This is a genomic window from Planococcus sp. MB-3u-03 (assembly GCF_002833405.1).
In the GTDB taxonomy this organism is placed as follows: domain Bacteria; phylum Bacillota; class Bacilli; order Bacillales_A; family Planococcaceae; genus Planococcus.
Genome location: NZ_CP025135.1, coordinates 1,159,809 through 1,173,677, shown reverse-complemented (window position 1 = coordinate 1,173,677; position 13,869 = coordinate 1,159,809). Strand labels below are relative to the sequence as shown.

12 protein-coding genes and 1 other RNA gene are annotated in these 13,869 nt (G+C 45.1%); all 13 read right to left on the bottom strand.

Translation table 11 applies throughout. The annotated features are described in order from the left end of the window. Positions 1-63: 63 nt before the first annotated feature. On the bottom strand, positions 64-219 hold the full coding sequence (locus CW734_RS18265) for a hypothetical protein (protein WP_157824136.1): 156 nt from the start codon (positions 217-219) through the stop codon (positions 64-66). Positions 220-1,846: 1,627 nt separating this feature from the next. Continuing rightward, positions 1,847-3,022: an IS256 family transposase gene (locus CW734_RS07100; protein WP_101189983.1), complete on the bottom strand. Its 1,176-nt coding sequence runs from the start codon at positions 3,020-3,022 to the stop codon at positions 1,847-1,849. A 78-nt stretch (positions 3,023-3,100) separates the two neighbouring features. Beyond that, positions 3,101-3,256 carry a hypothetical protein gene (locus tag CW734_RS18760; RefSeq protein ID WP_232787250.1) on the bottom strand — a complete coding sequence of 52 codons (156 nt, stop codon included), beginning with the start codon at positions 3,254-3,256 and terminating at the stop codon, positions 3,101-3,103. 166 nt (positions 3,257-3,422) lie between these two features. Further along, a complete protein-coding gene (locus tag CW734_RS18755; protein ID WP_232787194.1) occupies positions 3,423-3,743 on the bottom strand; it encodes a hypothetical protein in 321 nt (106 codons plus the stop codon). 161 nt (positions 3,744-3,904) lie between these two features. Beyond that, positions 3,905-4,259, bottom strand: a transfer-messenger RNA (tmRNA) gene (ssrA, locus tag CW734_RS07090). Positions 4,260-4,338: 79 nt separating this feature from the next. Beyond that, on the bottom strand, positions 4,339-4,803 hold the full coding sequence (gene smpB, locus CW734_RS07085) for an SsrA-binding protein SmpB (RefSeq protein WP_101189982.1): 465 nt from the start codon (positions 4,801-4,803) through the stop codon (positions 4,339-4,341). Positions 4,804-4,851: 48 nt separating this feature from the next. Further along, complete coding sequence (gene rnr, locus CW734_RS07080; protein WP_101189981.1) at positions 4,852-7,173, bottom strand: ribonuclease R; 2,322 nt, start codon at positions 7,171-7,173, stop codon at positions 4,852-4,854. Positions 7,174-7,199: 26 nt separating this feature from the next. Further along, positions 7,200-7,946 (bottom strand): alpha/beta hydrolase, encoded by a 747-nt coding sequence (locus CW734_RS07075; RefSeq protein WP_101189980.1) that lies wholly within the window; start codon positions 7,944-7,946, stop codon positions 7,200-7,202. Positions 7,947-8,051: 105 nt separating this feature from the next. Beyond that, entirely contained in the window at positions 8,052-8,279 is a 228-nt protein-coding gene (secG, locus tag CW734_RS07070) for a preprotein translocase subunit SecG (RefSeq protein ID WP_058381240.1), read from the bottom strand. 482 nt (positions 8,280-8,761) lie between these two features. Beyond that, complete coding sequence (eno, locus tag CW734_RS07065; RefSeq protein ID WP_101189979.1) at positions 8,762-10,057, bottom strand: phosphopyruvate hydratase; 1,296 nt, start codon at positions 10,055-10,057, stop codon at positions 8,762-8,764. A gap of 304 nt (positions 10,058-10,361) precedes the next feature. Then, positions 10,362-11,894 (bottom strand): 2,3-bisphosphoglycerate-independent phosphoglycerate mutase, encoded by a 1,533-nt coding sequence (gpmI, locus tag CW734_RS07055; RefSeq protein ID WP_101189978.1) that lies wholly within the window; start codon positions 11,892-11,894, stop codon positions 10,362-10,364. Beyond that, positions 11,887-12,648, bottom strand: coding sequence for a triose-phosphate isomerase (tpiA, locus tag CW734_RS07050; RefSeq protein WP_101189977.1), 762 nt, complete (start codon positions 12,646-12,648; stop codon positions 11,887-11,889). The genes gpmI and tpiA overlap by 8 nt, the downstream gene beginning before the upstream one ends. 13 nt (positions 12,649-12,661) lie before the next feature. Then, complete coding sequence (locus CW734_RS07045; protein WP_101189976.1) at positions 12,662-13,846, bottom strand: phosphoglycerate kinase; 1,185 nt, start codon at positions 13,844-13,846, stop codon at positions 12,662-12,664. Positions 13,847-13,869 lie beyond the last annotated feature (23 nt).

The window sequence follows — 13,869 nt, the reverse complement described above, 5'->3', positions numbered from 1 at the left end:
CGCCAACTGCAACAGCCAATATTGAAGCAATAGATATAATTATTGATGTTACTGTAATATCATTCATAAAATATCATCTAAATAGTAATGAGTTCTAAAACCACTTTGATATTTATAAGCTACCAAATAACCCATTATAGTTGTTAAACCTATTATTATTGTAGTGTCTCTAAGAAAATCTAGATGTAGAGGTTTTGCCATTTCTTTTTCATCTTCCATTTAGATTATCAGCTCCATTAAATAAACGTTTTAATATTCTCTTTGCTTACGTATTAAATGCTCATTACAATTAAAGAACACTTTTAGACAATATTATATTAATCCCCAAAATTCGCTAAAACTTACATCACTTTTAGGAAAGTCATCTTTGGAAGATAATTATCTATAGTTCTTGGCTTATTTAATCCGCAATACGAACAATTTAGACGGTGTTGTATACTCTGAGATTGAATTATACTATTTACTACTATAATATAGATTCTCGAACTTTGAATAAATCAATTTATTTAACGTAACCAAATAACTAAAGTTCTCCTTAAATAGATATTAGTATTTCTCTAAAGATTACATAATTTCTTTACTTCAAAGAATGCATCCCAAGCTTTTGTATTGGAAAATGAATTTCATCAAAACTATCATTTGACACTTTTGTTTGTATCTCTTTAAACATTTCCATTTCATCAGATATCAAATTCGTGTGATTTTCGATATTTTCGGTTTGATAAATTTCTGTTAATTCATCAATATTATCAACATTTAAAATACGCTCATTGAAATCTTCCCTAGTAAATTCATTAGTTAAATTAGGTAATACCTTATTTAATAAGTTATCGCTTGTATATTTATATAAGTTAATTTTTCTTGTAATTCAGTTAATTTAGAACTTATAATGTTCAAATTCATAATTATCTCTTTAGTATCAAGAAGTTCACTCGTATATTCATCACCTCTATTTTCATCTATGATATTATAACTTTTAAAATGGAATCTTTTATAGGTTGAATTGACAATCTTAAATCCATTGATTCTATTGTATTATGTTCAACACTACCTAATTTTAAATCTTTGAAATAATTTATACATTCTTGAATATCTTCTTTATCCGTCAAAATAACTCCTAACTCATTACTTTTGTTATAAACCAAATTTTGAGACCCTATGTAAACTGCATTTTCAGTTATCACCATCTTAGAATGGTTTTTGATTAAAATATGCCTTAAACCCTCTGAGACAATACTTTAATGGATTTAACTTCAAAGAATAATCATCTTTTTACCATTGGGTATATTAGAAACTAGTTGCACATCTATTGATTTAGAATAAGTAACTATTTTATTAAAATAGGATCTTTTTCAGAATCAGGCAAACTAAACGTAGAAATGTATAGAAAACTAGAATTTTCTATGTATTCCTTCATCTCATCCAATATGTTAGAAGGAATATTATCTTTTTATAATGACAACATTATTTTCTTTTAAAGATTTAATCATTTTGTTACTCTCCTTTATTTATTATTTCCAATCAATTTTAAATTTAGTTTTGCTAAGTTTCTCTAGTGCCTTTATTAAAGCAAAGCACACGCAGTTTATAAATATTTGTAATTTAGTCAGAGTTTATAGTATTCAAATCTTGTTCTACTTTTAGCAATTAAATTTAAATTGCAGCTTCTTCTGAATACTTTTAGAATATGAAAATATTTAAAGTTTTTACTCATGATTATTCGCTTTACAATTTCTACTAAAGCAATTTTGTTTTAATCCAAAACTTCTTCTTTCGACTGTTTTGAGACCGTCAATAATTATGTGTAAATAAGTAAATCCTTTTCTTGTATGTATACCGATTAGGCTTATTTGAACATCTCAGCCAGAGCTGCACGAGCTTGATCGAATCCGATATGGCAACGGGTGGAGAAATTCTGGTTATAGATTTCGAACTGGGAAACCAGGAAGCGATCGAAGGAATCTTCGTTCGGAAATCGCTCCTTGCGCTTGCTGTATTTCTTTACGTTCTTATTAAACGATTCAATCAGATTCGTTGAATAGATGCTTCGCCAAATAGATTTTGGGAAGCTGTAGAAGGTGAAAATATAGGGATTCGCTTCCAACGATTTCGTCACTTTGGGATAGACCGTTTTCCATTTATCGACAAATGTTTTCAACGCTTTTTCACCCAGTTGTCGATTCTCTGCCCGGTAGACCGATTTGAAATCATCGAGAATCTCTTTACGATCAGAGACACGAACTTTATGGTGGATCCCACGCGACAAGTGGACGCAGCACGCCTGATATTGAGCATCGGGAAAGACTGCGAAGATGCGATCAGTGATACCTTTCAAGCCGTCGGAGATAAACAAAAGCACCTCTTCGACACCGCGCTCTTTCAAGTCCAACAGGACTTCTTTCCAAACAAATGCGGATTCCATAGGCGCTACTGTATAGGCCAACACTTCTTTTGAACCGTCCTCTCGGATACCAACCGTAACATAGACGGCTTCCTTGGAGACCGTGTCGTGCTTGAGGGCAATGTAAGTTGCATCCAGATAGACACAAGCGTAGCGCTGCTCTAACGGACGAGATTTAAACGCTTCGACCTGTTCGCTCATCACTTTCGTCATATTGGTAATGGTTTGTGGCGTGTAGTGATGGCCGTACATTTTCTCGATCAGATCCGAAATTTCGGACATGGTGACGCCTTTTTGGAACATGTGGATGACGAACGACTCCAGCGTATCATTCGAGCGCTTGTACGGAGCGACCGTCTGTTGGTTGAATTCGCCGTTCCGGTCCCGTGGCATCGAAAGCGCTAAATCCCCATACTCTGTATGGAGTGTCCGCGTGTAGGCACCGTTCCGCGAATTGCCCGAATTGAACCCGATGCGGTCGTATTTTTCGTAATCCAGGAACGCCGTTAGTTCCGTTTGAAGAAGTGTATTCACCGCTGTCTCCAAATGCTTGCGAAAAACTTCGGGGATGTCTTCTTTTTTTACTAGAGCTTGCATAAGATCTGTTGTAAACTGAGTCATAGGGAAGGCCTCTTTTCTGTGAATTGGTTGTGGTGACTTAATTCTACAAGAAAAGGTCTTCCTTTTCTATTTATTCATTTACACAAGATAATTTACGCTCTCATTAATGGGTAATTTTAAGAATTTATGATTCTTTAATGTTGATCCGTCCAGATTCAAATGCAAACTATCAAAGTCAATATGAGATTCTCTCAATTCTCCTAAAGTCCGTATACGAATACCAGTTGTATACATCAGTTTGATAGCTGCCATATCACGAAAGCCAATGAACGAACTTTGGTCAATAACTGAAAACAATTTTCAATATCCGATTCCTTTGTTCCTTTCTTAACTTCTTTATCAATTTTGATATGAATGTTATTCCAAAACTTCTTTTTATCCATCCATTATCAAAAATTACTTAATACTGCTTTAATGGTTTTAAACGAATTAATTTTGTGCTCGCCGATACTTGTAAGTTATCAAGACAACTATAGATTGAATCAATGGTAATTTCATCAACATATTTTAACAAGGACATATCAGTAAACTGATTAAAAATATAACTGTAGCTTTCAATTGTCCGTGGATGGTTACCACTAATTCTCATTTGTTGGTAAATGGTTTCAAGGGCATCACTTATTGTTAAAGCATCCCTCCTTTTATCCTTTCTACCAACTGGAATTGATACCACTACCTCTTCACTAACTGCAAATACACCATGCTTTCTACTTTTAAACACAAAAAAACCTCCCAATTCATGGTTTGAATTAGAAGACCTATGAAATAAACTTGCTAAAATATGTAGGGATGAAAATAGGGATACCGCACAAGAGTTCAACTCCCGTACAATATCCCTAACTTCTTAAACCGTTGATACTACTGCCTTAAGCAGCTATCTCCAAATGGAGACGGCGGGAGTCGAACCCGCGTCCAGAGACTCCGTTACTTGAGCATCTACGCGTGTAGCTTATCTATTGGAGTTTCGCCGCTCAATCTGCCGACAAGCAGGCGTCATGAGGGCTAGTTCGAGAATCTCTTGCAGTCAGCTCAAACGGCACTGACTGCCGTATCCCACTAAAAGTGAGCTCTATGCAGCCACATGGGCGATGGTTACATAAAGCAGATCCGAGCTTACGCTGCGAATGCTAGGTTGTTGTTAGTTTTGCCAGTTGTTATAAGTTACGTTGATGACGGAGCCGATCCTCCGACGCGCAACCCAAGCTCGAACCATCCCTGTCGAATCCGTAACGTCCCCTCATTAAAAGAGAACACGGAAGTGGTTTAGCTTCGGTGTACTGTTACCAGTATAGGACAAAACAGGTCAGAGTTCAAGTTTAACGGCTTCTCTCTTTAAGCGCGCGGTCGATTGCCCGCTTCGCGTCTTTCTTCTTCAGGTCTTCGCGCTTGTCGTATTTCTTCTTCCCTTTACCGACGCCGAGCAGCACTTTGGCATATCCGTCTTTCAAATACATCTTGAGCGGGACGATTGCCGCACCTTCGACTTTCGATTTGCCGACAAGTTCGTTGATCTGCTTTTTATGGAGCAAGAGCTTGCGCGAGCGCAGCGGGTCGTGGTTAAACTGGTTGCCTTGTTCATACGGCGAGATGTGCATATTGGAAATCCAGGCTTCGCCATTCCGTACACGGACAAATGCATCTTTGATCTGTACTTTACCCTGGCGCGCTGATTTAATCTCCGTGCCGAGCAGGACAATCCCCGCTTCGATCGTTTCTTCAATCGCGAAATCGAATCCCGCTTTTTTGTTCTGGGCAATGACTTTGCCTTCTCCTTTGGCCATTTCTGTTCACCTCAAACTGTTGGAAAAAGCGGCACGCGGCCGCTTTTTTTATTTTTTCTTGCGGCGCTGCTGTTTTTTCGCAGCCCCTTCGTAAAACTTTTTCTTTTCGTTTTTCGGCTTGCGTGTCGGGCCGCCTTCTCCGCGCTTCTTCCCATCTTTCGGCTTGTCGCCGCCTCTGCCGGTACGGATCACTTTCGGGCTATCCTTGCGCGAGCTGCGGCGCGTATTTTGCGCCATGCCGACGATTTCGAAATCGATGGACGACTCTTCCGGTTTGACCCCGATCACGCGCACTTCGACTTCATCACCGATGCGGAACTGGCGTTTCGTGCGTTCGCCGATCATCATCATCTGGCGGTCGTCAAACTGGTAGTAATCATCGGTCAAATTGGATACATGTACGAGGCCTTCGATCGTGTTCGGAAGCTCGATGAACATGCCGAAATTCGTGACAGACGACACGATGCCCGTGAATTCCTCACCGACTTTATCTGCCATATACTGCGTTTTCTTGAGTGCATCCGTATCGCGCTCAGCTTCTACTGCACGTCTTTCGCGGTCGGATGTGTGCTGTGCGATATCATCCATTTCCGCTTCCCAGTAGCGGATTGTCTTTTTCGATAAGTCTTTTTCGATCAAATACGTACGGATCAAGCGGTGTATGATCAAGTCAGGATAACGGCGGATCGGCGACGTGAAATGAGTATAGTACTCTGTCGACAAACCGAAGTGGCCGAGACTTTCCGATGAATATTTCGCTTGCTGCATCGAACGCAGCATCATCGTCGAGACGACCGGCTCTTCCGGTGTGCCGGCGATGGAATCGACGATTTCCTGCAAGGCTTTCGGATGGATTTCATTGCCTGAGCCTTTGACAACAATCCCGAAGTTCGTGATGAACTCGAAAAAGCGCTGCAGTTTTTCCGGTTTCGGGTCTTCGTGGATGCGGTATAATGCCGGCACATCCATATGGTGGAAATGCTCAGCGACCGTTTCATTCGCTGCGAGCATAAACTCTTCAATCAAGCGTTCCGCCACCGTCCGTTCACGGACGACGATATCGACTGGATAGCCTTCCTCGTCAACGATCACTTTGGATTCCTTGAAATCGAAATCGATCGCCCCGCGGGTCATGCGGCGCTGGCGCAAGATGGCAGCCAAATCTTTCATCAACTCGAACATTGGTACGAGTTCTTTGTATTGCTCTTTCAAGTCCTGGTTGTCCTGTTCCAGGATTTCGTAGACGTCCGTATAGGTCATGCGAGCTGACGTGTTAATGACGCTTTGGAAAATATCGTGCGACAATACTTCCCCTTTGTCATTGAAAATCATTTCACAAGACAATGTCAAACGGTCGACGTTCGGATTGAGCGAGCAAATCCCGTTAGACAAGCGGTGCGGAATCATCGGGATGACGCGGTCCGTAAGATAAATGCTTGTCGCTCGGTCGTATGCTTCGCGGTCGATTGCCGACCCTTCCGTCACGTAATGGCTGACATCCGCGATATGGACGCCCAACTTATAAGTGCCGTCTTCGAATTTTTTCACTTGTACGGCATCATCCAAGTCTTTTGCATCCGCGCCATCGATTGTGACGATCTGCTCGTCACGCAAATCGCGGCGGCCATTCAGGTCTTCAGGGTCGATTTGGTCCGGTACGGCATTCGCCTGATCGAGCACATCCTGCGGGAATTCGACTTCGATACCATATTTATGGATGATGGACAAAATATCGACGCCTGGGTCGTTTTTGTGCCCGAGCACTTGTGTAACCATGCCCGTTGCGGACAAACGCCCTTCCGGCCAGCCGGTGATTTCGACGACGACTTTATGGCCGTCGACGGCACCAAGTGTATCGTCTTTAGCAATAAAGATATCCATATTCATTTTCTTGTCATCCGTGACGACAAAGCCGAAGCCTTTGTTCGCCTGGAACGTGCCGACGACTTTCGTTGTGCCGCGTTCCAAGATGCGGATGACGGATCCTTCGCGGCGGTCTCCAGATGACCCTTCAGAAACACGGATCATGACTGTGTCGCCGTTTACCGCTCCGTTGACTTCATTCGGTGGGATAAAGACATCGTCGAGGCCTGCTTCTTCAGGCGCAAAAAAGCCGAAGCCTTTGGCATGGCCGATGAATTTGCCGCGCATCAAGTTCATGCGGTCCGGCACACCGTAGCGATTCGAACGTGAACGCACCAATTCGCCTTTTTCTTCGAGCTTGACGAGTGTCTTCACCAATTCCTTAAATTCGTCGGCGTCTTCAAAGCCGAACTGTTCTTCAATTTCTGTCACCGTTAATGGCTTGTATGCTTCTTCGCGCATAAAGGCCAATAAACGCTGATCCAATGACTGTTCATTCTTGCCCAATCCTAACTCCTCCTTTTGAGACCGTCTCACACGCTCCAGTCGAGCGATTCGAGAAACTCGTATATATCTTCATGCAATTGCTTTTTCTCCTGATCCAGCGTAATGACATGGCCCGATTTCTCGTACCATTTGATGCGCTTGTCAGTCGACTCCGCTTCGTCGTGTATGATGTTTGCAGACTCTGTATTGATGACTTTATCCAATGAGCCTTGTACGACGAAAAGCGGTGCATAGACATGATCGACATGGTTCCGTACTTCACCGATCAACTCACGCAGCTCTGCGAGTGTTTCCATCGGCTTTTCCTCGAACTTCTTCATCTCTTCTTCGATAAGCTTATCATCTTTTCCTTCATATTTCTTGTATTCGCGGGCATACTCCAAAACGCCTTGGTACATCAGGTCGGTGGATTTCATGTGCATCGGCGCACACATCGTCACAATGCCCTTTATAGGCTTTGTATACCCCAGTTTCAAACTGAATACGCCGCCAAGCGACAAGCCGGCCACTGCAATCTCCTGGTATCCCTTGTCGACCAGTGTTTGATACGCTTGTTCGACATCTTTCCACCAATCCACAGGTCCTGTCTCCACCAGCTTCTCCGGCGCCACGCCATGCCCTGCATAATGCGGCGCGATGCTTGTATAGCCTTTCGTTTCCAAGAATCGCCCGAGCATCCGGACGTCTGCGGAATTGCCGGTAAAGCCGTGCAATAACAGAACCGCACGCGGCCCTTGCTCAAAGAAGAATGGTTTTGGTTGTGAAATGCGCATAAACTTTCCCTCCAACTAAATTTACTTACTATTATATAGGCCTGTGCCCAATTTCCCCTAAAAGAAAACGCCCAACCACTAAATGGTCAGGCGATGTGCTCTACATTATACTTTCGTTACGGCGATAGCCAGAATAAAGAATAAGGCAGCAAGGACGATCGTCACCCGGTGTAGGACAAGATCCAACCCACGGGCTTTTTGCTTGCCGAAAAGTTGCTCTGCTCCACCGGAGATGGCTCCTGAAAGGCCTGCACTTTTCCCTGATTGCAATAGAACGACAACAATCAAAGCGATCGAGACGATAAGAAGTAATGTCATTAACAATGTATGCATAAATACCACCTCCTGAAAAGAACCTTCACAACAAACTCTAGTTTACCAAAAATTGAAACCTCTAGCAATAGAGCCCCTAAAAAATACAAATAGTTTAGACCATTTCAATATTTTGTGTTCACTCTTTTTTGGAAACGGTTGATGAGTAGCATTTGCTTTTTTAGTACAGAGTAGAACAAGATTTCATTTAGACGTCAATACGCAAAATCGCTACAAAAGTTTTATTCAGCTCTTACTAAGTTCAAGCATCACAAATGAAATTATAAACGATTTTTATAGTACCTATCCTATAGGCGGAGTGTAGGGGCGACTCCTGCGGAAAAGTGGGTTTGAGACCCCGCAGGAAGCCGCAGCGAACGAGGAGGCTCGATGCCCACTCCGCGGAAAGCGTCCCCTGGAACGCAGCCTCTATATTCCTCGCATATTCTAACAGAAAAGCTGCCGGAAAAAATCTCCGGCAGCTTGTTCTCAGCTATTCGCTATTATTTCTTCAAGTTGTAGAAAGTTTTAACGCCCAAGTATTTCGCTGTGTCGTGCAATTGGTCTTCGATGCGAAGCAATTGGTTGTATTTCGCTACGCGGTCCGTACGTGACGGTGCGCCTGTTTTGATTTGTCCTGCATTTGTCGCAACTGCGATGTCTGCAATCGTCACATCTTCCGACTCGCCTGAACGGTGGGAGATGACCGCTGTGTAGCCTGCGCGCTTCGCCATTTCGATTGCATCAAATGTTTCTGTCAATGTACCGATTTGGTTTACTTTGATCAGGATCGAGTTGCCGATGCCTTGCTCGATGCCTTGCGCCAATTTCTTCGTGTTCGTTACGAACAAGTCATCGCCGACCAGCTGTACTTTATCGCCGATACGTTCTGTCAATAGCTTAAAGCCATCCCAGTCGTTCTCGTCCAACCCGTCTTCAATGGAAACGATTGGGTATTTGTTTGCCAACTCTTCATACCAGTCGACCATTTCAGCTGAAGTCTTGACCAAGTTGTCGCCAGCCAATGTGTAGACGCCTTTTTCTTTGTCGTAGATTTCAGAAGCAGCTACGTCCATTGCGAGCAAGACGTCTTGGCCTGGCTTGAAGCCGGCTTTTTCGATCGCAACCATGATCGTCTCAAGCGCTTCTTCGTTCGAGCCAAGGTTCGGTGCGAATCCGCCTTCATCGCCTACAGATGTGTTATAGCCTTTGTCTTTCAGTACAGTTTTCAAGTTGTGGAAGATTTCTGCACCCATGCGAAGAGCATGGCGGAAAGATTCAGCACCTACTGGCATTACCATGAATTCCTGGATGTCGACATTGTTATCCGCGTGCTCACCGCCGTTGAGGATGTTCATCATCGGCACTGGCAATTGCTTGGCGTTGAATCCACCTAGGTATTGGTAAAGGGGCATGTCCAGATAGTTCGCTGCTGCATGGGCAACTGCCATGGAAACGCCAAGAATCGCGTTTGCGCCAAGACGGCCTTTGTTTTCAGTTCCGTCAAGTTCGATCAACGCCTGGTCGATAGATACTTGATCAAGTACTGAGTAGTTTTCTTCCAACTCATCAGCGATTTCGTTATTTACATGATCCACCGCTTTGAGGACGCCTTTTCCAAGGTAACGGCTCTTATCGCCATCGCGAAGTTCAACCGCTTCGTGTTCTCCAGTAGATGCGCCAGATGGCACGATTGCACGGCCGAACGCGCCGCTTTCTGTGAATACCTCAACTTCAACAGTCGGGTTCCCTCTGGAATCGAGTACTTCGCGTGCTTGGATGTGTGTAATAATTGGCAATGTCAACAGCTCCCTTTTCAAATGGTTTGTACAATTTCGTTTATAAGTTATTCGAAATGTGCAGATTTTAAACTATATGAGTTAATGATAAGTTTTATTCATATTATTTCAATGCAAATGATATTCCACAAAACAGTTGAGATGAAAGAGTGTAAGGCAGCGACTCCTGCGGGAACAGCACGAGCTGAAGACCCTGGACTGAGCGTAAGCGAGGGAAGCGGCTGAGGCCGTGCCCGCGGAAAGCGTCCGCCTGAAACGAGTTCATCACTCTCTTTCACAAACATTTTATAACTATTTAAACTTTTTAATACAACGGTTTTCCAGTCATCTCTTCCGGCTGCTTAACATCAAGCAGTTTAAGAATCGTTGGTGCGAGATCCGCTAGAATTCCGCCGCTGCGCAAGACTTCGCCATGCTTGGTCAAAATGACCGGCACTTTGTTAGTCGTATGCGCCGTCATCGGCAAGCCGTCTTCTGTCAGCACTTCGTCTGCATTGCCGTGGTCGGCCGTGATGAGCGCCGATCCGCCTTGGCGGTGGAGTGCTTCAACAATACGGCCGAGGCATTCATCCACGACTTCGACTGCCTTGATTGTCGGTTCGAGCATGCCGCTATGGCCGACCATGTCTGGGTTTGCGAAGTTTAAGATGATCGCATCGTGTGCGCCTGCGTCGATTTGTTCGACGAGGCGGTCGGTCACTTCATAGGCGCTCATTTCAGGCTGCAAATCATAGGTCGCCACTTTCGGCGACGACACGAGAATGCGGTCTTCCCCTGGGAAAACTTCTTCTCGCCCGCCGCTCATGAAGAACGTGACGTGCGGGTATTTTTCTGTTTCGGCAATGCGCAATTGCGTCATGCCGTTCGCTGATAATACTTCCCCGATGGTGTTCACCAAATTGACGTTGCCATAAGCAATCATGGTCTTCAATTCTTCACTATAGGTAGTAAAACTGATGAACACCAGATCTTTCGGATGCTGGATGCTCAGCGGGAAATGCGCAAAATCAGGACGCGTCAACACAGTCGTCAATTGGATGGCCCGGTCCGGACGGAAATTGAAGAAGATGACGGAATCGCCAGAGTCGATGACTGCAGGCGCTTCTCCTTCTTTCACGATCGTAAACGGCAGGACAAACTCATCGACAATGCCTTCAGCGTAGGATGCTTCGACACCTGCAACAGCGGAACTGGCGCTTGGCCCGATTCCGTCAACTATCGCGCGGTAAGCAAGTTCCACGCGTTCCCAGCGCTTGTCGCGGTCCATTGCATAATAACGCCCGCTAATGGAAGCGAAACGCCCAATGCCGATTTGCTGCATTTGTTTTTCAGTTTCTTCAATATAATGGAGCGCAGTTTTCGGCCCGACATCGCGGCCGTCCAAAAATCCGTGTACATACACTTCGCTTAAGCCTTGCTGTTTCGCTAGTCGCAATAAAGCGAACAGGTGCTCATAATGGCTATGAACGCCGCCGTCGCTTAGCAAGCCCATGACATGCAAAGCTTTGCCGTTTTCTTTAGCGTTCATGACAGCATCCAAAAATGCAGGATTTTCATAGAAATCGCCATCTTTGATCGACTTATGGATTCGTGTCAAATTTTGGTAAACAACCCGGCCTGCACCGATATTCAGATGGCCGACTTCGGAATTTCCCATTTGCCCGTCCGGCAAGCCGACCGCTTCGCCTGAAGCCGTCAGCAGTTCATGGGGATATTCGTTCCAAAGCCTGTCGAAATTCGGTTTATGCGCTTGTGCAACTGCATTTCCAGCGGTTTCTTCGCGGCAGCCGAAGCCATCCAAGATGATTAACGCTGCCGGATGTGCCGTTTTACGCATTCGAACCCGCCTCCAACAATTTGACGAACGAGTCCGTTTCCAAGCTCGCTCCGCCAACTAATGCCACTGCGATATGCTCCATCGAGAGCAATTCCTGGATATTGGCAGGTTTCACGCTTCCGCCATACTGGATGCGGACTTTTTCGGCCGTTTCATCGCTGTAAAGTGAAGCGATTTTCTTGCGGACGATGCCGCACGCTTCGTTGGCATCTTCAGCTGTTGCTGTTTTGCCTGTACCGATTGCCCAGATTGGCTCGTAAGCAATGACCAGTTCTGCGATTTGTGCGTCGGTCAAGCCCTCTACGGCCTTCTCAACTTGCGCTTCCACGATGCTTTCCATTTGGCCCGCTTCTCGCTGTTCGTCGGTTTCGCCGACACAAAGGATCGGCGTCAATTGATGTGAAAATGCCGATTTCACTTTTGCATTGACTGTTTCGTCTGTTTCATTGAAATACTGGCGGCGTTCTGAATGTCCGATAATGACGTAGTCAACGCCGATATCTGCCAATTGCACAGGGCTGATTTCGCCAGTGAATGCGCCTTCGCCTTTGTCGTGCATTGTCTGTGCACCAATTTTCAATGCGCTGTTTTCAGCAGCATCGACTAATTGAGTCAGGTAGAGGGACGGCGCACAAATGACAGAATCAAGCTTGTCTGCATCCGGCACTAAGCCGTTTACTTTTTCTACAAATTCCTTTGCTTGTGATGCTGTTTTATACATTTTCCAGTTACCTGCAATAATCGGTTTTCTCACAAAAACACTCCCTTTATTTATCGGTTAATGCGGTGACGCCTGGCAAATCCTTGCCTTCCATGAACTCCAGAGAAGCTCCGCCGCCTGTTGAAATGTGGTCCATTTTATCTGCTACATGGAATTTCTCGACTGCCGCTGCGGAATCGCCGCCGCCGATGACTGTATAGCCTTCAGTTTCTGCCATTGCTTGAGCGACGGATTTCGTGCCATTTGCAAAAGCTTCCATTTCGAACACGCCCATCGGCCCGTTCCAGATAATGAGTTTCGACTGGTTGATGACATCGGCATACAACTTAGCTGTTTCCGGCCCGATATCCAGCCCCATCCAATCGGACGGAATTTCTTCGATTTTCACCGTTTTGGTCTCTGCGTCTTTTGAGAACTCGTTCGCGACTGTTGCATCAACCGGCAAATAAAACTTCACGCCTTTTTCCTTTGCCTTGTCGATAAACGACTTGGCAAGGTCGAGTTTGTCTTCTTCGACAAGAGAATTGCCGATTTCATGGCCGAGCGCCTTGATGAAGGTATACGACAGCCCGCCGCCGATGATCAAATTATCGACTTTATCGAGCAAGTGGTCGATGACGCCGATTTTGTCTTTCACTTTCGCCCCGCCGATGATAGCAGTAAACGGGCGATCCGGTTCGGATAAAGCTTTGCCGAGAACGTCCAGCTCTTTTTCAAGGAGCAGGCCTGATACTGCCGGCAAATGTTCAGCGATTCCTGCAGTGGAAGCATGCGCTCTGTGTGCAGCGCCGAATGCATCGTTGACGAAGACGTCGGCAAGTGCCGCAAACTGTTTCGCGAGTTCCGGATCGTTCTTTTCTTCGCCTGCATGGAAACGGACGTTTTCAAGCAACAGAATTGCGCCTGGTTCAAGAGCAGAAATTTCCTTCTCTACAGTGTCCCCTACAGATTCCTCTAGGCATTTCACGTCGCTGCCGAGCAATTCGGACAATCGTGCGCCTGCCGCAGCAAGTCTCATATCTTCGTTGACTTGGCCTTTCGGGCGCCCGAGATGGCTTGCCAAGATGACTTTTGCGCCTTGTTCGACCAAATACTCAATCGTCGGCATCGCCGCACGGATGCGCGTGTCGTCAGTCACTTTCCCGTCTTCCATCGGTACGTTGAAATCTACACGGCAAAATACGCGTTTTCCTTTCAAATCCAAGTCTTTCATGGTCATTTTCTGCAGCATGAAAATACCTCCCAATTATATTC